Raw genomic sequence first — 17,264 nt, forward strand, 5'->3', positions numbered from 1 at the left:
CCTCGAATTCACTCGATCACTACAGGATAAACGCCCCGATCAGCCCACACACCACCCCCATCAGCATCGTCAGCCCGGCCACAGTCACCAGCACCCGCGCGTCGAAGTCCTTGCGCAGCATCAGCAGCGACGGCAGGCTCACGCTCGGCAGCGTCATCAGCAAGGCCACGGCCGGGCCGGTGCCCATGCCGAGGGTCATCATGGTCTGCACGATGGGGATTTCGGCGGCGGTCGGGATCACGAACAACGTGCCGACAATCGCCAGCGGCACCAGCCACACCAGGCTGTTGGCCATGGCGCCGTCAACGTGGGGAAACAGCCAGACCCGCGCCGCGCCAAGGATCAGCACCGCCAGGATGTACACCGGAATCGTGCTCCAGAACAGCTGCCACAGGGTGCGCAGCCAGCGGGTCAGGAACGGTTCGGTTTCGGCATGGCTGGCCTGGGCCACGGCGTCGAGCGCGGCTTCCGGTACCTGCTCCGGCCGCGCGATGCGTTGCGCCACCAGCGAAACACCCACCACCAGCACGATCCCGGCCACCAACCGCAGCGCGGTAAAGCCCCAGCCCAGCACAAAGCCCATGAACACCAGTGTCGCCGGGTTCAGCACCGGGTTGGCAATCCAGAACGCCAGCGCCGCGCCGACCGAGACTTTCTGCCGACGCATACCGGCCGCCACCGGAGCGGCGCAGCAACTGCACATCATCCCCGGCAGGGCGAACAGCCCGCCACGCAGGGTAGATCCCAGCCCGGCACGGCCAAACAGGCGCAGCAGCCAGTCCCGTGGGATCAGCACTTGCAGCAATGAGCCGAGAATGACCGCCAGCACCGCAGCCTTCCAGATCGCCAGGAAATACACCTGGGCATAGGCCAGCGCGGCGGCCAGTGGCGCGCTTTGCTGGTCGTTGAGAATCGAGGCGCCGATGCTGTGGTTGTCTGCCGCGATAAACGCCTTGGCGTAGTAGGGCGACCATTTCACGTAGTAGAGGCCGACGCAGGCCACCAGCAGGAACAGCGCTGGTTTCCACCAGAAGGACCAGCCCCGGGCAGGCTGGGTGGAGGAGAGGTTGGACATGTAGATGATCCGCAGGTGAGTCAATAGCGCAACATCATACGCTGTACAAGGCCGCCTCCGAAGCACTGTGGCGAGGGAGCTTGCTGTGGCGGTCAGATATCGGCGCTGACTTGCGTTGCGTCCGGGCAAGTCTGCTGGCCATTATCCAGGCCTTGCTTGTAGTTGCGGCTGAGCAGCGAGGCCTTGCCGTTGTGCCAGGTCAGGGTCAACACATACAAGCTATCGAAATCGCTGCCGGACCAATCGTCGGTAATCACATGTTTTTCACCGACGGCCTCGCTTGCCACCTTGTTGATCAAGTCCGGCAGATACCCATGGGACCAGGCAGTGTAGATGACGGCGTTGTGGTATTTGTCTTCCACCAGTTCGTCAGCGAGGGCGCTGGTGTCATTGGCCGAGAACTTGATGTTGACCGGCAACCCGAGCTTGATCGCGCTGGGGCTGATGGTCATCAACGGGCGGATGTAGCTGTAGGAGTTGTCTTTCTCGCCTTCCTCGACATTGCGGGTCGGGTTGGGTGCGAACACGTAGTTGGCCTTGCCGAATTTTTCCGGCAGCACGGTGGCCAGGTTCATCGCACGGTTAAGCCCCTGGCAGTTGAGTTGGCCGAGGCCCCCGGCAGGTTTCTCGCCATGGCGCAGGAACACCAGGGTTTGCACGCCGTCGACCGGCTGGGCGCGGCTGATCCGCGATTCCAGGCTAAGGCCGACCGCGGCGCTCACCAGCAATACCGGCAGCAGGATGTAAGAGTAGCGTTTGAAGCGTTTCGCAAGGCACAGAGGCTTGTAGGTCATGATGGTTCTAAGTCTCGGTGCAGGGATTCAGGGCAAGCAAGCCCAGCCATCGGGCGCTCTTTAAGAGTTCCCCAAGGCAGTTTGGTTCGTTTCGCGGGGGAGATGGGGCGGCATCCTTGCCGTGTGCAGGAGATTAACCCGCCGATGTTGCTGAATTAAGACGGATGCACGATAGGCACCGAACCACTACTCTCCTACTTTTATCAGGAGTCCCATGATGAACTCACTTTCAGACTTCCCCATCACCGCCAAATGGCCGGCCCGGCATCCCGAGCGTCTGCAGCTGTATTCGTTGCCCACGCCCAACGGGGTCAAGGTGTCGATCATGCTCGAGGAAATCGGCCTGCCCTACGAGGCGCACAAGGTCAGTTTCGAGACCCAGGACCAGCTTTCCAGCGAGTTCCTGTCGCTGAACCCCAACAACAAGATCCCGGCGATCATCGACCCGAATGGCCCGAGCGGCCAGGCGCTGGGGCTGTTCGAGTCGGGCGCGATCCTGATCTACCTCGCCGAGAAGAGCGGTGAATTGCTTCCCGAAGACCCGGCGATGCGTTACGAGACGATCCAGTGGCTGATGTTCCAGATGGCCGGTATCGGGCCGATGTTCGGCCAGGTGGGGTTCTTCAACAAATTCGCCGGCGCGGCCTATGAAGACAAGCGCCCGCGCGATCGCTACGTCGCCGAGTCGCGCCGCTTGCTGGAGGTGCTGGAAAAGCGCCTGTTGGGCCGCACCTGGATCATGGGTGACGAGTACAGCATCGCCGATATCGCCACCTTCCCGTGGGTTCGCAACCTGATCGGCTTCTATGAGTCTGGCGACCTGGTGGGTATTACCGACTTCCCGAACGTACTGCGGGCCCTGGACGGGTTCGTCGCCCGGCCGGCGGTGATCCGTGGCTTGAACATCCCAGCATAAGGACCGGCATGGCTTCTTTCGACTTCAAACAACTGGACGTTTTCAGCAGCGTGGCCGTCAAGGGCAACCCGTTGGCTGTGGTGCTGGGCGCCGACAGCCTGAGCGACCAGCAGATGGCGGATTTCGCCAACTGGACCAACCTCAGCGAAACCACCTTCCTGCTCAAGCCCCGTGATCCACGAGCGGACTACCGCGTAAGGATCTTCACGACTCTCAATGAATTGCCGTTTGCCGGCCATCCGACCCTGGGCAGTTGCCATGCCTGGTTGCTGGCCGGTGGCCAACCCGCTGGGGAGGAGATCATCCAGGAGTGTGAGATCGGCCTGGTGCGCATCCGCCGCCAGGGCGATGAACTGGCGTTTATCGCGCCACCGTTGCTGCGTTCCGGCCCGCTGGAAGCTGAATTGGTCGAGCGCGTGCGTCGGGCCCTGGACCTTGAGCCCGGTGCGATTTTGCGCAGCCAGTGGGTGGATAACGGCGCGGGCTGGCTGGCGGTGATGCTGGCGGATCGCGAGCAGGTACTGGCACTGCGGCCGGACTATTCGCAGTTGCAGGGCTTGGCCGTGGGCGTGATCGCCCCGTGGAACCCCGAGCGGGATGGCGATGAGGCGCAGTTTGAGGTGCGGGCCTTTATTGCCGGCGACGGCGCTCCGGAAGATCCGGCCACCGGCAGCCTGAACGCCGGTGTCGCCCAGTGGTTGCTGGGCGAGGGGTTGGCGCCCAGCCGCTATGTGGTCAGCCAGGGCACCGCCATGGGCCGCGCCGGGCGAATCCGCATTGAACACAGCGGCGAGGAAATCTGGGTCGGCGGCGCGGTTGCCGTTTGCATTGAAGGCCGTCTACAGCTCTAGATCAATGCAATTGTTACCAAGCCTGCAATAAACTGTTCCGCACTTGGCGTTTGTGCTCTGCGGTGCACGAGGCATAAGCTTTCGCCCCAAAGATTTTTGGCCTGCCTTTTTTCAGGAGCATCAATGTCCAGCCAGTTCCCCGAAGCCCGTCCACGCCGCCTGCGCCGCTCCCCGGAGTTGCGTGGCCTGTTCCAGGAAAGCGAATTCACCCTCAATGACCTGGTGCTGCCGATCTTCGTTGAAGAAGAAATCGACGACTTCGTGCCGATCACCAGCATGCCCGGGGTGCAGCGCATTCCCGAGTCGAAGCTGGCCGGCGAGATCGAACGCTATGCGAAAGCCGGGATCAAGTCGGTGATGACCTTCGGTGTGTCCCACCACCTGGACGCCTCGGGCAGTGACACCTGGCAAGAGCGTGGCCTGGTGTCGCGCATGTCCTCGATCATCAAGGATGCGGTGCCGGAAATGATCGTGATGTCCGACACATGCTTCTGCGAGTACACCGACCACGGCCATTGCGGCGTGATGCACGGCGCCGAAGTCGACAACGACCGCACCCTGGTCAACCTTGGCAAGCAAGCTGTGGCTGCCGCTCGTGCCGGTGCCGATGTGATCGCCCCGTCCGCCGCGATGGACGGGCAGGTCCAGGCCATTCGCCGGGCCCTGGATGAAGCAGGCTTCAGCCATATCCCGATCATGGCCTATTCCACCAAGTTCGCCTCGGCCCTCTACGGCCCGTTCCGCGAAGCCGGCGGCAGCGCGCTGAAGGGCGATCGCAAGAGCTACCAGATGAACCCGATGAACCGCCGCGAAGCGGTGCGCGAATCGTTGCTGGATGAGCAGGAAGGTGCGGACGCGCTGATGGTCAAGCCGGCCGGCGCGTACCTGGACATCATCCGCGACATCCGCGAAGCCTCGCGTTTGCCGGTGGCGGCGTACCAGGTCAGCGGCGAGTACGCGATGATCAAGTTCGGCGCCCAGGCGGGTGCGATCGACGAAGCCCGCGTAGTGCGGGAAACCCTGGGCTCGATCAAGCGCGCCGGTGCGGACTTGATCTTCACCTACTTCGCGATGGACCTGGCACTCGCCGGGATCTAAGTAACCTGTGGCGAGGGAGCTTGCTCCCGCTGGGGCGCGCAGCGGCCCTGAAAATGGGCCTGCTGCGCAGTCCAGCGGGAGCAAGCTCCCTCGCCACAAGAAGGCTGTTCGCGGCTGCTTGCAACTTAGCGCTGGGCAAACGCCAGGTTCAGCCCCAACCCCGCAAACGCCGCTGCAAAACTGCGGCGCAGCCAGTTCTGTACACGTGGCGATTCGATCACCGCGCGGCGGAACACATTGGCCAGCAGGCCATAAATCACAAACACCGCAAACGTCATCGCCATGAATACACTGCTCAGCAACAGCATTTGCAGGGCCGGTGCGCCCGCGCCCGGGGTGACGAATTGCGGCAGGAACGCCAGGAAGAAAATCGTCAGCTTGGGGTTCAGAATATTCAGCAACAGGCCTCGCACCATCAGGCTGTGGGCGCTGGAAAGCGTCGGTGTGTCGTTCATGGCAAAGGCCGAGCGGTCCCGCCAGGTGGCATAGGCGAGGTACAGCAAGTAGGCGGCGCCGGCATACTTGAGGGCTTCGAACGCCAGGGCGCTGGTATGCAGCAGGGCGGACAGCCCAAGCACGGAGGCCAACAAGTGCGGGACGATCCCGGCGGTGCAGCCCAGCGCGGCGAACACACTGGCGCGCTTGCCGGCGGTCAGTCCGGTGGACACGGTGAAGATCACGCCGGTGCCGGGAATCAGCACGACGATCAGGCAGGTGATCAGGAAGTTCAGGCTAAGCATGGCATTCAAACTCCTTGTAGGAACGACGGGAGCCCGATCCTTTCACGTTGCGGTTTTTTTGGCGAGTGCGGCAGGTCGGCGAACCCCGGTTAGACTTACCGGTCGATATCTGCCAAGACTGGCCCATTGTCGCCCAAGGAAGCCCCATGCGTTCATCTCGCCTCATCCTGTGCCTTACCACCTTATTGGTACTGGCCGGCTGCTCCAGCCAGCGCACCCAGCAACTGCCGGAGCGCAGCGAAGCCGAGGTGAAAGCGCAGATCGTGCGGCTGATGCCGGCCAGCGTGCCGGATCGTGGCGGCTGGGCCCAGGACATCTACACCGCCTTCAACACGCAGAAAATCTACCCCGGTACGGAGAACATCTGCGCGGTATTGGCCGTGACCGAGCAGGAGTCCACCTATCAGGTCGACCCGCCGGTCCCGAACATGGGCAAGATCGCCCAGGACGAGATCCTGCGGCGCGCCGCTAAAGTCCATGTGCCGGCGGTATTGGTGCGCACGGCACTGCAACTGCGCTCGCCCACCGGCAAGTCCTACGCCGAGCGCTTGAACGCTGCGCGCACCGAGCGGGATTTGAGTGGAATCTTTGACGACTTCATCAGTGTCGTGCCCTTGGGCAATACGCTGTTTGGCGGCTTCAACCCGGTGCATACCGCAGGCCCGATGCAGGTCAGCATCGACTTCGCACAGAAGCAGGCCCGGGATTATCCCTACACCGTGGATGGCAGCATCCGCCGGGAAGTGTTTACCCGCCGAGGCGGCATGTACTTTGGCATCACCCATCTGCTGGGCTACCCGGTGCATTACGACCAGATGCTATACCGCTTCGCCGATTTCAATGCCGGTTGGTACGCCAGCCGCAACGCCGCATTCCAGGCAGCGGTCAGCCGAGTCTCGGGCGCCAATCTGGTGTTGGATGGCGACCTGATCAACTACGGCTCGTTCCTGCCGGGCACCACCGAGCTGGCAGTGCGCTCACTGGGCAAGGCGCTGGACATGCGCAACCCGAGCATCCGCAGCCAGCTGGAGCAGGGCGAGCGCCTGGATTTTGAAGACACTACCCTGTACCAGCGGGTGTTCGCCCTGGCCGACAAGGCCGCCGGCAAACCGGTGCCGCGGGCGATCCTGCCGGGCATCGTGCTGAAAAGCCCGAAGATCACCCGCAACCTCACCACGGCCTGGTTTGCCAAGCGCGTGGATGAGCGTTATCAGCGCTGCATGAAGCGTTAGGCTTATCACCGGGGATTTACCGGGCTGATGTTGATGGTCCGGATGGCTGCGGTGGGATACACCTCCAGCCTTGTCCCCAAGGAAGAACCTGACATGACTGCCCATGCCATCCCCGAAGGCTTTACCCCGCTGCGTCGAAGCAGCCCACTCCTGGACCTGCTTGGCCCGGTGTATAGCCGAGGTGAAGGCTTGCAGCTGGAAATCGGCCTGCGCGCCGACAACCGCCACGCCAACGGACGCGGCACCGTGCACGGTGGCGTGCTGGCCACCCTGGCGGATGTGGGCATGGGCTACGCCATGGCGTTTTCCAGCGAGCCGCCGCTGCCGTTGATCACGGCGAGCATGACCCTGGACTATCTCGGCGCGGTGCAGGTAGGGGAGTGGGTCGAGGTGCGTCTGGAGCATCACAAGCGCGGGCGGCAGATGGCGTTTGCCACTGTCAGCGTGCAGGTCGGGGAGAAGGTGGTGGTGCGGGCAAATGCGGTGTTTGCGGTGCCCCAGGCGCGGGACTGACCGATAAAGAAAAGGCCCGGTTTTCGTGGAACCGGGCCTTTTCCATGTTGCTCTTTGAAATCAGCTGCGTTCAAGGGCCAGGGCTACACCTTGCCCGCCACCGATGCACAGGGTGGCCAGGCCTTTCTTGGCGTCACGCTTGATCATTTCATGCAGCAGGGTCACCAGCACACGGCAGCCTGACGCGCCAATCGGGTGGCCGATGGCAATCGCGCCGCCGTTGACGTTGACCTTGGCCGCGTCCCATTCCAGCTCTTTGCCCACCGCCAGTGACTGCGCGGCAAAGGCTTCGTTGGCTTCGATCAGGTCCAGGTCGCCCAGGCTCCAGCCGGCCTTGTCCAGGCAGCGGCGGGTGGCCGATACCGGGCCAATGCCCATGATCGCGGGATCGACGCCGGCGTTGGCGTAGCTGGCGATGCGTGCCAGTACCGGCAGGCCCAGGGCCTTGGCTTTGTCCGCGCTCATCAGCAGCACGGCAGCCGCGCCGTCGTTGAGGCTGGATGCATTGCCGGCGGTGACCGTGCCGTCTTTCTTGAAGGCCGGCTTGAGCTTGGCCAGGGATTCGGCGGTGGTGCCCGCCCGTGGCTGTTCGTCCACGGCGAAGGCCACCGGGTCGCCCTTGCGCTGGGGAATCAGGATCGGCGTGATCTCATCGCTGAAACGCCCGGCTTCAATGGCCGCCGTGGCTTTTTGCTGGGAGGCGGCGGCGAAGGCGTCCTGGGCTTCACGGCTGATGCCGTACTTGTCCACCAGGTTCTCGGCGGTGATACCCATGTGGTAGTCGTTGAACGCATCCCACAGACCGTCGGTGATCATGCTGTCGATCATCTTCGCATGGCCCATGCGCAGTCCGGTGCGGGCGGCCGGCAATACGTACGGGGCCAGACTCATGTTCTCCATGCCGCCGGCGATGATTACCTCGGCATCGCCGCAACGGATCGCTTGTGCGCCCAGGTGCAGGGCCTTGAGCCCCGAGCCGCAGACCTTGTTCAGGGTCAGCGCCGGCACGGCGTGGGGCAGGCCGGCGAGGATCGAGGCCTGGCGGGCCGGGTTCTGGCCGCTACCGGCGGTAAGCACCTGGCCAAGGATCACTTCATCCACGAGTGCCGGGTCGATGTCGGTCTGCTCCAGCAGGCGACGAATCACCGCAGCCCCCAGCTCCGGGGCCGGGATGCTTGCCAGCGAACCTTGGAAGCTGCCCACGGCGGTGCGGGTGGCAGCAACAATCACGACGTCTTGCATGGAATCTGTCCTCACTGGAAGTGCATTTCTGGAACGTGGTCCGGGACGATCAGTTTACCGGCTGTCTTGCTGACGATCTCTTCAACACTGACGCCAGGTGCGCGTTCCTTGAGGACAAAAGCGCCATTTTCGATTTCCAGGTAGGCCAGGTCCGTCAGCACGCGCTTGATGCAGTTGGCGCCGGTCAGCGGCAGGCTGCAGCGGCTGAGCAACTTGGATTCACCGTCCTTGGACGCGTGGGTCATGATCACGATGATGTTCTCGGCACCGGCCACCAGGTCCATCGCGCCGCCCATGCCCTTGACCAGCTTGCCGGGGATCATCCACGAGGCGATGTTGCCTTGTACATCGACCTCAAACGCGCCGAGCACGGTCAGGTCGACGTGGCCGCCGCGAATCATCGCGAAGGATTCGGCCGAGGAGAAGATCGACGCGCCAATGCGCGCGGTGACGGTCTGTTTGCCGGCGTTGATCATGTCGGCATCGATGGTTTCTTCAGTAGGAAACGGACCCATGCCCAGCAGGCCGTTTTCCGACTGCAGCATGACCTCCATGCCTTCTGGGATGTAGTTGGCCACCAGGGTCGGAATGCCGATGCCGAGGTTGACGTAGAAACCGTCCTGCATTTCGCGGGCGACGCGTTGAGCCATTTGTTCGCGGGTAAGAGCCATTTTTTGTCTCCTTATTATCTGGGCTGGTGGATTATTTGCGGAGGGTGCGCTGTTCGATGCGCTTCTCGAAGGTGCCGCAAATGATCCGGTCGACGTAGATCCCTGGGGTGTGGATATGCGCCGGGTCCAGCTCGCCCGGTTCGACGATTTCTTCGACTTCGACCACGGTGATCCTGCCGGCGGTGGCGGCCAGCGGGTTGAAGTTCTGGGCGGTATGGCGATAGATCACATTACCGAAGTGGTCGGCTTTCCAGCCTTTGACGATGGCGAAGTCGCCGGTGATGGATTCTTCCATCAGGTACGGGCGACCGTTGAACTCGCGGGTTTCCTTGCCTTCAGCGACGGGTGTGCCGACGCCGGTGGCGGTGAAGAAGGCCGGGATGCCGGCACCGCCTGCGCGCAGTTTTTCGGCGAGGGTGCCTTGGGGCGTCAGGACCACTTCGATTTCGCCGCTGAGCAGTTGCTTCTCGAACAGCGCGTTTTCACCGACGTAGGACGCGAAGACCTTGCTGATCTGCTTGCCTTCCAGCAGCAGGCCCAGGCCGAAGCCGTCGACGCCGCAGTTGTTGGAGACCACGGTCAGGTTGCGGGTGCCCTTGCGCTTGATTTCGGCAATGAGGTTTTCCGGGATGCCGCACAGGCCAAAACCACCGGCAAGTACCGTCATGCCATCTTCCAGGCCTGCCAGCGCCTCTTCATAGGACGCTACGCGTTTATCAAAACCTGCCATATGCACCTCTTTTATTGTTTGTGGGCCAGCCATATGAACCGAGTGTTGCGCCGACGGATTGATTTGTTAAGTTGTTTTTTAAGGTTGATTGATTTAAAAAACAGCATAGTCCTCAGCCATCGGGAGAAGCTTCATGACAGTTAAACAGATGCGCGCCTTTCTTGCCGTGGCCCAGACCTTGAGCTTTGCGGCCGCCTGTGAGCGTTTGCATCTTTCCCAGTCGGCCTTGAGCCTGACCATCAAAGGCCTGGAAGAAGGCCTGGGCGGGCGCCTGTTCAGCCGCAATACGCGCAATGTCGCGCTGACCCCCGAAGGAGAATCGCTACTGCCCCTGGCGCGGCGCCTGATCGCCGACTGGGACAATGCCGAGGATGAGTTGCGCCAGCGTTTCACCTTGCAGCGCGGGCGGGTAACGGTGGCGGCGATGCCGTCGTTTGCCGGAAACCTGCTGCCACCGATCCTGAAGATTTTTCGCGCGCGCTATCCCCAGGTCAACGTAACGGTGAATGACGTGATCAACGAGCAGGTGCTGGAAATGGTCCGCGATCGCCAAGTGGAGTTGGGCGTGGCGTTTGAACCGTCGGAAAGCTCATCGCTGGTGTTCACCCCGCTGTATGTGGACCGCTTTGTGGCGGTGGTGCCCGGTGACTCGCCATTGGCACGCCGCTCCGATATCGCCTGGCACACCTTGCTGGAACAACCCTTCATCACCTTGCAGCGCCCGTCCACGGTACGAGTGATGCTTGAAGAACACCTGAAGGCGCTGGACCTGAAGCTGCCCGTAGCCCTGGAGAGCCATCAACTGGCGACGGTGGGCAAGATGGTTGCCAGTGGCTTGGGCGTGAGTGCAGTGCCGGCGTTGTGTGCACGCCAAATGCAGGAGGCAGGCGCCCATTGCATCACCTTGAGCGATCCGGTGATCGAACGGCCGATTGGTGTACTGACCAAGCCCGGCCACGAACTTTCAGCGGCGGCCCAGGCCATGTTTGATATTTTTTGCGATGAAGCGGGGAAGGGGCGTTTCCCGGCGTTGTTGCAATAACCGTCGGCCATAAAAAAGCCTGCTCGTTTTAAGCGAGCAGGCTTAAGTGATAAGTGCGTAGTTATCAGCAGTATCTGTCGATCACCTTAACTTGCGAATGGCCTTTAAGGTTCTGCCACTCGGTATTAAGTGTATGGAAGACCTGCTCGATAAAGTTGCGATCGGCGGCGGCTTTCTTGCCGACATAACCCTGGCCGCGGCGGTACATCTTCAGGCGCGCTGCCAGTTCACGGTTATTCCTGTCGAACTCTTCTTCCACGGTGTGGGGCGCCAGGCAGTCAATATGGACCTGGCCCGATTTACCAATCCAGAGGATATGGTCGTCGAGCGTGTCTTTCTGCGCTGCGAACATCTCAGCCAATTCATCGATAGTTGGTTGGTTGTTCAGATTCATGTGTAAGCCCCTTGACCAGTTGGCGATCTCTAGTTGATCCGTTAAAACTACTAAGTTGTCTCCGGCTCAGAAAACCGGGCGTCAGCGACTGTCTGCCGAATACGGGCAGGGTCTTGAACCGATGCATGTAGTCTTGCTGATGACCTGCTACGCAATGGTTTCATAACGAAGACAAGCAGCGTTTGAGCTCCTTGTACCGATCCTTTCGGGCCGGTCAGCTTCATCAATCTGCCTTGTGGGCAGTGCACATCCGGAAAAAACAGCTCGGCGGTCAGACGAGCTTGTTCAAAACGCGTGTTACCAACGCTCCCGATCCGGGAGACGCTTGAATCATGCAATTACAAAACGGTTACGTCAACGATTATGTAGTGATTATTTTTGAGCACTACATAAATCCTTGCAGGGCGGGGGTGTGAGCGGAAAACATGACTTGGGCGTCACTTTTCGTGCGGGCAGGTCGCGGGATCCGGGGGCTTTTTGTGGCGAGGGAGCTTGCTCCCGCTGGGGTGCGAAGCGCCCCCAACAGGCTGACTGCGGTTCTTCAGGAATCATTCGGTTGTCGGTTTTGGGGCTGCTGCGCAGCCCAGCGGAAGCAAGCTCCCTCGCCACAGAAAAGCAGGATTGGGCTATCCCAGGCGTTCTGCCAGCAACGGCAACAAACGTTCGCAGGAGGCTTCGATCTTGAGTTGCAGCAATTCGTCGCCCCGGGTCTTGCCCAGATTGATGGCAATCACGGGCTTGCCTTGCTCGACCATCGCCTTGCACAACCGAAACGCTGAATACGCCATCAGCGACGAACCCACCACCAGCAATCCTTCTGCGTCATCCACCGCCGCCATCGCCTTGGCTGCCGTGCCCTGGGCGACGTTCTCGCCGAAAAACACCACATCCGGCTTCAATCGTTGCCCACTGCAATGGGGGCAGCGGGGCACCTGGAAACGTCCTTCAAAGGCCGGGTCCAGCAAGGTGTCACCGTCGGGGGCTTGGACGGCATCCACACCCGCCAGGTACGGGTTCTCGGCTTCCATCTGGCGCTGGATCAGATCCCGCTCGCTGGTCTGCTGGCAATCCAGGCACAGCACCCGGTGAAGGCTGCCGTGGAGTTCGATCACATCATGGCTGCCAGCCTGGTCGTGCAGGGTGTCGACGTTCTGGGTGATCAGCCCGGTAATGCGCTGGCGTTGCTGCAGAGTGGCCAGGGCGATATGCGCCGAGTTCGGCTGCGCGACACGCACCCTCGGCCAGCCGAGCATCGCCCGCGCCCAGTAGCGGCGGCGCGCCTGCGGGGTTGCCAGGAACTCCTGGTACATCATCGGCGCCTTGCCCCGGCGCACGCCTTCGCTGTCGCGATAATCGGGAATCCCCGAAGAGGTGCTGATACCCGCACCGGTCAGCACCAGGAAGCGCCGTTCGGCCATGGCCCGGTGCAGGCTGTCGAGCTGGTTATCGACTTGATGTTGCAGGGTATCGAGCATGGGTTCCCCAATGATTATTCGCCGCGAATGTACTGCTCCAGCTGTTTGATCAGGTCTGCCTGTTCGGCAATCGCTTCCTTGACCAGGTCGCCGATGGACAGCAAGCCAAGCAGTTCGCCATTCTCCACCACAGGCAGGTGCCGCAGATGTCGGTCGGTCATGATCGTCATGCACGTCTCGACAGTCTGGTGAGTGTCGACGGTGATCACCGGTGAATTCATGATCTCGTGGGCTTTGGTCGTCACCGAAGACAATCCATGGAGGATGACCTTACGGGCATAGTCTCGTTCACTGATGATGCCCACCACCTTGCCGTCCTGGAGCACTGGCAAGGCCCCGACGTTTTTCGAAGCCATCACGATCAAGGCCTCAAATACCGTATGGTCGTGGGGGATGGTGTGGACTTGATGGTTATGCTGGTCTTTGGACTTCAGCACTTGGGCAACGGTTTTCATGGAGGCCACTCCGGTGTTGTTATTGTTGGGAGGTTAGCAGGCCCTACAGAATCCTGGATGGCCTGCAGCAGGGCAAGGTCCAAAGCGGCATACATCCCGTCGAAAAACGTCATTGTCGCGATTTCTTAGTGCTTCTCAGCCTTTGTTTGCCGGTTTTGCCGCCCGCTTCGGGCTGGTGGCCGTCTTGCGCTTGGCCGGTTTGCGTTTGTTTTTCCATGGTGTGGCGCCACGTCCGGCCGGGCTGGCCGGGCCGCTGATGGTCAGGCGCATGCCAGTGCAGCGGGTCACCTGTTTGCTCATCCATGCCGCCTGTTTGGCGACGAACTCTTCCAGGCTCATCTCGCCGCTTTGTACCATGTCCAGTGCCTGCTCCCAGATAGCGGTGGTACCGGGGTCGGCAATTGCCCGTGGCACTGCATCAATCAGGCTGAAAGCGGCGGGTGTTGCCGACAGCGCCTTGCCGTTTTTCACCAGGTAGCCGCGGTCCAGCAGGCCCTGGATGATCCCGGCGCGGGTGGCTTCGGTGCCGATCCCGGTGGTGTCCTTGAGCTTTTGCTTGAGCAGCGGGTCTTCCACCAGCTTGGCGACGTTTTTCATCGCCTTGATCAGGTCGCCTTCGGTGAAGGGTTTGGGTGGCTGGGTCCACAGGTCCTTGAGGTTGACCTTGGCCACGGCGTAGTCCTGCCCCTGAACCAGTGTTGGCAAGGACTGCGGCGCAGGTGCTTCACGGCCCTTGGCCGGCGCCAATGCTTCCGGCAATGCGCGTTTCCAGCCAGGGTCGACGATGACTTTACCGACAGCCCGCAAGGCTTCACCGGCACAATCGAAATCTGCCTGGGTACGGTCGTACTCGTGGTTGGGCAGGAACTGCGCGAGATAGCGGGCGCGAATCAAGGTGTAGACGGCGCGATGCTTGCCCGTCAATTGCCCGACATCCTTGCCGGCGCCGGTGGGAATGATGCCGTGGTGAGCGCTGACCTTGGCGTCGTTCCAGGCTCGGGAGCGTCGCTTCGGATCGATGTGTGGCATCAATTCATTCACCGCCGGATCGGCCCGCCCCAGCGCCGCGAGGATTTTCGGCGCGTCGCCGTGCTGGCTTAGGGGCAGGTAGCCGCAATCGCTGCGGGGGTAAGTGATGACCTTGTGGGTTTCGTAGAGCGACTGGGCAACATCCAGGGTTTCCTGGGCGCCGAGGCCAAGCTTTTTCGAGCAGATTTCCTGCAAGGTGCCGAGGTCGAAGGGCAGGGGCGCGACGTCGCGCATGCGCTCGGTACGCAGTTTGACCAGCCGGGCGCTGGCGGCGTTGCTCATGGCATTGGCGGCGTCCCGGGCAAGCTGCGGATTGAGGCAGCGGCCCTGATCGTCACAGGCGTCTTCGGTCGCGCGCCATTGCGCCGTAAAGGTGATGTCGTCGTGGAGCAGATCCACATCGATGGCCCAATAAGCGACGGGTACAAAGTCGGCAATGCTGCGGTCCCGGTCCACTACCAGGCGCAAGGTCGGGGTTTGCACACGGCCGACCGGCAACACGCCCTGGTAGCCGGACTGTCGGCCCAGCAGGGTAAACAGGCGGCTCATGTTCATCCCGATCAGCCAGTCGGCACGGGAGCGGCCAAGGGCCGAATGGTAGAGGCTGAAGGTTTCAGCACCGGGCTTCAACGAGGCCAGGGCCTTGCGGATCGACGCATCGTCGAGCGCCGAGAGCCATAGCCGCTGGATGGGGCCGCGATAACGGCAATGCTCCACCAGCTCACGGGCGATCATCTCGCCCTCACGGTCGGCATCGGTGGCGATCACCAATTCCTGGGCTTCCCCCAGCAGACGCTTGACCGCCTTGAACTGGCTGGCAGTCTTGGGCTTGACCAGCATCTTCCACTTTTCGGGGATGATCGGCAGGTCGGCCAGCACCCAGCGCTTGTACTTGGCGTCGTAGCTGTCGGGCGGGGCGGTTTCCAGCAGGTGGCCGATGCACCAGGTCACCGTCACGCCTGAACCCAGCCAACAACCGTCGCCACGCCGGGTCGCGCCGAGCACGGCGGCGATATCCTTGGCCTGGGACGGTTTTTCACAGAGGAACAGCCGCATGGTCACCACATTCGCTACGCAATTGAATGGGGAGCAGGATGAGCAATAAATCAGAATTGGGCAACTTTTATCTGGATGGATATACAGCAATTTGTGTGTCTGGTGCTAAACCCAATGTGGGAGCGGGCTTGCTCGCGAACGCGGGGTATCAGTCAACCTATCCGGCGACTGACACCCCGCTTTCGCGAGCAAGCCCGCTCCCACACTGAAACTCCAGCGTCGGCCGGATCGAGGTTTAGTTATTGTCGATATCGACGTTCTTGGTTTCTTTCAGGCAAATCAGCCCCACGATCAGGCTCACCCCGGTAATTACCACCGGGTACCACAGCCCATAGAAAATATCCCCGGTGTACACCACCAGCGCAAACGACACCGTCGGCAGGAACCCACCAAACCAGCCATTCCCGATGTGGTATGGCAGCGACAGCGAGGTGTAGCGGATGCGTGTCGGGAACAGCTCCACCATCAGCGCTGCCAGCGGGCCGTAGCACATGGCGGCGATCAGGATCAGCGCGACAATCAGCACCACCACCATGGTTTTGTTGACCTGGGCCACATCAGCCGATTGCGGATAACCCGCCAGGGTCACCGCGCCTTTCAGGGCGGCTTCGTCGTAACCGTCGATACGCACATCACCCACGCTCACCTGCACCGTGCTGCCCGCCGGGGCGGCCGCGCTTTCGTACGGCAGGCCCTGTTTCACCAGGAAGGTCTTGACCTTGTCGCAGGGGCTGTCAAAACGCGCCTTGCCCACCGGGTCGAACTGGAAGGTGCAGGTGGCCGGGTCTGCCAATACAGTGATCGGCGACTGGCGGCTGGCGTGGTCCATCGCCGGGTTGGTGTAGTGCGCCAGGCCCTTGAAGATCGGGAAGTACAGCGCGGTGGCCAGCAGCAGGCCGACCATCAACACCGGCTTGCGCCCCAGCTTGTCCGAAAGCCAGCCGAAGAAGATGAAGAACGGCGCACCAATCACCACGCTGATGATCAGCAGCATGTTGGCCAGTGCCGGATCCATCTTCAAAAACTGTGTGAGGAAGAACAGCACATAAAACTGCGCGGCATAGAACGTCACTGCCTGGCCGGCGTTGATGCTGAACAGCGCAATCAGCACGATCTTGAGGTTTTCCCATTTGCCGAACGACTCGCGGATCGGCGACTTGCTGGCCTTGCCTTCCTCTTTCATTTTCAGGAACGCCGGCGACTCGTGCAGGCTCAGGCGGATCCAGGTGGAGATGCCCAACAGCACGATCGACAGCAGGAACGGCAGGCGCCAGCCCCACACTTCGAATTGGTCGCCGGTGAAGTAACGGCACGCCAGCACCACCAGCAGCGACAGCAGCAGGCCGAGGGTCGCGGTGGATTGAATCCAGCTGGTGTGGAAGCCGCGTTTGCCCGCCGGGGCGTGCTCGGCCACGTAAGTGGCTGCACCGCCGTACTCGCCGCCCAGCGCCAGGCCCTGGAGCATGCGCAGTGCCACGAGGATGATCGGTGCGGCAATGCCGATGCTCGAATAGGTCGGCAGCAGGCCGACGCAGAAAGTCGCCAGGCCCATCAGGATGATGGTGGCGAGGAAGGTGTACTTGCGCCCGATCATGTCGCCCAGCCGACCGAACACCAGCGCGCCGAACGGGCGCACCACAAAGCCGGCGGCGAAGGCCATCAGGGCAAAGATAAACGCCGTGGTGTCGTTGACCCCGGCAAAGAACTGCTTGCTGATCACCGCCGCGAGGGCGCCATAGAGGAAGAAGTCATACCACTCGAACACCGTCCCGAGGGAGGAGGCGAAGATGACTTTCTGTGTGTCGTTGCTGTCTCGCGCCTTGGTGGCGGAGCCCAGGGGTTGAGCGTGTTCTGACATTTGGGTAGCCCTCACAGTGATTATTTATTGTTGTTCCACTGTCGGCGCCACATCGGCGCCGCTATTCCCCTGTAGGAGCCCGGCTTGCCGGCG

General features: G+C 61.7%; 17 protein-coding genes. 6 read left to right on the forward strand and 11 right to left on the reverse strand.

Annotation, left to right across the window (positions count from 1 at the left end):
* Positions 1-19 precede the first annotated feature (19 nt).
* Together HX873_RS28440 and HX873_RS28445 are read right to left on the reverse strand one after the other, a co-directional pair.
* Positions 20-1,075 (reverse strand): permease, encoded by a 1,056-nt coding sequence (locus HX873_RS28440; protein WP_003211251.1) that lies wholly within the window; start codon positions 1,073-1,075, stop codon positions 20-22.
* A 92-nt stretch (positions 1,076-1,167) separates the two neighbouring features.
* A complete protein-coding gene (locus tag HX873_RS28445) occupies positions 1,168-1,869 on the reverse strand; it encodes a histidine phosphatase family protein (protein WP_177123541.1) in 702 nt (233 codons plus the stop codon).
* Positions 1,870-2,086: 217 nt separating this feature from the next.
* Here HX873_RS28445 and HX873_RS28450 point away from each other — a divergent pair, with 217 nt between their 5' ends.
* The 3 genes from HX873_RS28450 to hemB all read left to right on the forward strand — a co-directional run bounded on the left by HX873_RS28450 (position 2,087) and on the right by hemB (position 4,734).
* Complete coding sequence (locus tag HX873_RS28450) at positions 2,087-2,785, forward strand: glutathione S-transferase N-terminal domain-containing protein (protein WP_008435902.1); 699 nt, start codon at positions 2,087-2,089, stop codon at positions 2,783-2,785.
* Positions 2,786-2,793: 8 nt separating this feature from the next.
* The gene (locus HX873_RS28455) at positions 2,794-3,636 is read left to right on the forward strand and encodes a PhzF family phenazine biosynthesis protein (RefSeq protein ID WP_177123542.1); all 843 of its coding nucleotides are present in this window, start codon (positions 2,794-2,796) and stop codon (positions 3,634-3,636) included.
* 123 nt (positions 3,637-3,759) lie between these two features.
* Positions 3,760-4,734: a porphobilinogen synthase gene (hemB, locus tag HX873_RS28460; RefSeq protein WP_003211635.1), complete on the forward strand. Its 975-nt coding sequence runs from the start codon at positions 3,760-3,762 to the stop codon at positions 4,732-4,734.
* A gap of 125 nt (positions 4,735-4,859) precedes the next feature.
* Here hemB and HX873_RS28465 read toward each other — a convergent pair whose 3' ends face one another.
* Positions 4,860-5,474 (reverse strand): LysE family translocator, encoded by a 615-nt coding sequence (locus tag HX873_RS28465; RefSeq protein ID WP_177123543.1) that lies wholly within the window; start codon positions 5,472-5,474, stop codon positions 4,860-4,862.
* Positions 5,475-5,620: 146 nt separating this feature from the next.
* On the opposite strand from HX873_RS28465, the gene HX873_RS28470 reads away from it, so the two are divergent.
* On the forward strand, positions 5,621-6,706 hold the full coding sequence (locus HX873_RS28470) for a DUF1615 domain-containing protein (RefSeq protein WP_177123544.1): 1,086 nt from the start codon (positions 5,621-5,623) through the stop codon (positions 6,704-6,706).
* Positions 6,707-6,799: 93 nt separating this feature from the next.
* Entirely contained in the window at positions 6,800-7,219 is a 420-nt protein-coding gene (locus HX873_RS28475) for a PaaI family thioesterase (RefSeq protein WP_003211628.1), read from the forward strand.
* A 60-nt stretch (positions 7,220-7,279) separates the two neighbouring features.
* On the opposite strand, the gene HX873_RS28480 is transcribed toward HX873_RS28475, so the two are convergent.
* Genes HX873_RS28480 through HX873_RS28490 form a run of 3 tightly spaced genes read right to left on the reverse strand, consistent with a single transcriptional unit; the run spans position 7,280 to position 9,862 of the window.
* The gene (locus HX873_RS28480) at positions 7,280-8,461 is read right to left on the reverse strand and encodes an acetyl-CoA C-acetyltransferase (protein ID WP_177123545.1); all 1,182 of its coding nucleotides are present in this window, start codon (positions 8,459-8,461) and stop codon (positions 7,280-7,282) included.
* Positions 8,462-8,472: 11 nt separating this feature from the next.
* Positions 8,473-9,132 carry a CoA transferase subunit B gene (locus tag HX873_RS28485; RefSeq protein WP_017475483.1) on the reverse strand — a complete coding sequence of 220 codons (660 nt, stop codon included), beginning with the start codon at positions 9,130-9,132 and terminating at the stop codon, positions 8,473-8,475.
* Between the two features lie 31 nt (positions 9,133-9,163).
* The gene (locus HX873_RS28490; RefSeq protein ID WP_008435892.1) at positions 9,164-9,862 is read right to left on the reverse strand and encodes a CoA transferase subunit A; all 699 of its coding nucleotides are present in this window, start codon (positions 9,860-9,862) and stop codon (positions 9,164-9,166) included.
* A 133-nt stretch (positions 9,863-9,995) separates the two neighbouring features.
* Between HX873_RS28490 and HX873_RS28495 the strand changes: the two genes are divergently transcribed.
* Positions 9,996-10,904, forward strand: a complete 909-nt coding sequence (locus tag HX873_RS28495; RefSeq protein WP_023658941.1) for a LysR family transcriptional regulator — start codon at positions 9,996-9,998, stop codon at positions 10,902-10,904.
* A 64-nt stretch (positions 10,905-10,968) separates the two neighbouring features.
* Here the strand turns inward: HX873_RS28495 and HX873_RS28500 are convergent, their stop codons facing one another.
* The 5 genes from HX873_RS28500 to HX873_RS28520 all read right to left on the reverse strand — a co-directional run bounded on the left by HX873_RS28500 (position 10,969) and on the right by HX873_RS28520 (position 17,171).
* Positions 10,969-11,298 carry a hypothetical protein gene (locus HX873_RS28500; protein ID WP_003211618.1) on the reverse strand — a complete coding sequence of 110 codons (330 nt, stop codon included), beginning with the start codon at positions 11,296-11,298 and terminating at the stop codon, positions 10,969-10,971.
* A gap of 626 nt (positions 11,299-11,924) precedes the next feature.
* Positions 11,925-12,773, reverse strand: a complete 849-nt coding sequence (locus tag HX873_RS28505; protein WP_177123546.1) for an NAD-dependent protein deacetylase — start codon at positions 12,771-12,773, stop codon at positions 11,925-11,927.
* Between the two features lie 14 nt (positions 12,774-12,787).
* The gene (locus tag HX873_RS28510; RefSeq protein ID WP_003211614.1) at positions 12,788-13,228 is read right to left on the reverse strand and encodes a CBS domain-containing protein; all 441 of its coding nucleotides are present in this window, start codon (positions 13,226-13,228) and stop codon (positions 12,788-12,790) included.
* 135 nt (positions 13,229-13,363) lie between these two features.
* Positions 13,364-15,313: a DNA topoisomerase III gene (locus tag HX873_RS28515; protein ID WP_177123547.1), complete on the reverse strand. Its 1,950-nt coding sequence runs from the start codon at positions 15,311-15,313 to the stop codon at positions 13,364-13,366.
* Positions 15,314-15,548: 235 nt separating this feature from the next.
* Entirely contained in the window at positions 15,549-17,171 is a 1,623-nt protein-coding gene (locus tag HX873_RS28520; RefSeq protein WP_177123548.1) for an MFS transporter, read from the reverse strand.
* Positions 17,172-17,264: the final 93 nt, after the last annotated feature.

It is taken from the genome of Pseudomonas sp. P7758, assembly GCF_013386485.1.
In the GTDB taxonomy this organism is placed as follows: Bacteria; Pseudomonadota; Gammaproteobacteria; order Pseudomonadales; family Pseudomonadaceae; genus Aquipseudomonas.

Excerpts from the sequence above, each read along its gene's own strand:
- HX873_RS28440 (WP_003211251.1), bottom strand. The coding sequence starts at position 1,075 with ATGTCCAACCTCTCCTCCACCCAGCCTGCCCGGGGCTGGTCCTTCTGG.
- HX873_RS28445 (WP_177123541.1), bottom strand. The coding sequence starts at position 1,869 with ATGACCTACAAGCCTCTGTGCCTTGCGAAACGCTTCAAACGCTACTCT.
- HX873_RS28450 (WP_008435902.1), top strand. The coding sequence starts at position 2,087 with ATGAACTCACTTTCAGACTTCCCCATCACCGCCAAATGGCCGGCCCGG.
- HX873_RS28455 (WP_177123542.1), top strand. The coding sequence starts at position 2,794 with ATGGCTTCTTTCGACTTCAAACAACTGGACGTTTTCAGCAGCGTGGCC.
- hemB (WP_003211635.1), top strand. The coding sequence starts at position 3,760 with ATGTCCAGCCAGTTCCCCGAAGCCCGTCCACGCCGCCTGCGCCGCTCC.
- HX873_RS28465 (WP_177123543.1), bottom strand. The coding sequence starts at position 5,474 with ATGCTTAGCCTGAACTTCCTGATCACCTGCCTGATCGTCGTGCTGATT.
- HX873_RS28470 (WP_177123544.1), top strand. The coding sequence starts at position 5,621 with ATGCGTTCATCTCGCCTCATCCTGTGCCTTACCACCTTATTGGTACTG.
- HX873_RS28475 (WP_003211628.1), top strand. The coding sequence starts at position 6,800 with ATGACTGCCCATGCCATCCCCGAAGGCTTTACCCCGCTGCGTCGAAGC.
- HX873_RS28480 (WP_177123545.1), bottom strand. The coding sequence starts at position 8,461 with ATGCAAGACGTCGTGATTGTTGCTGCCACCCGCACCGCCGTGGGCAGC.
- HX873_RS28485 (WP_017475483.1), bottom strand. The coding sequence starts at position 9,132 with ATGGCTCTTACCCGCGAACAAATGGCTCAACGCGTCGCCCGCGAAATG.
- HX873_RS28490 (WP_008435892.1), bottom strand. The coding sequence starts at position 9,862 with ATGGCAGGTTTTGATAAACGCGTAGCGTCCTATGAAGAGGCGCTGGCA.
- HX873_RS28495 (WP_023658941.1), top strand. The coding sequence starts at position 9,996 with ATGACAGTTAAACAGATGCGCGCCTTTCTTGCCGTGGCCCAGACCTTG.
- HX873_RS28500 (WP_003211618.1), bottom strand. The coding sequence starts at position 11,298 with ATGAATCTGAACAACCAACCAACTATCGATGAATTGGCTGAGATGTTC.
- HX873_RS28505 (WP_177123546.1), bottom strand. The coding sequence starts at position 12,773 with ATGCTCGATACCCTGCAACATCAAGTCGATAACCAGCTCGACAGCCTG.
- HX873_RS28510 (WP_003211614.1), bottom strand. The coding sequence starts at position 13,228 with ATGAAAACCGTTGCCCAAGTGCTGAAGTCCAAAGACCAGCATAACCAT.
- HX873_RS28515 (WP_177123547.1), bottom strand. The coding sequence starts at position 15,313 with ATGCGGCTGTTCCTCTGTGAAAAACCGTCCCAGGCCAAGGATATCGCC.
- HX873_RS28520 (WP_177123548.1), bottom strand. The coding sequence starts at position 17,171 with ATGTCAGAACACGCTCAACCCCTGGGCTCCGCCACCAAGGCGCGAGAC.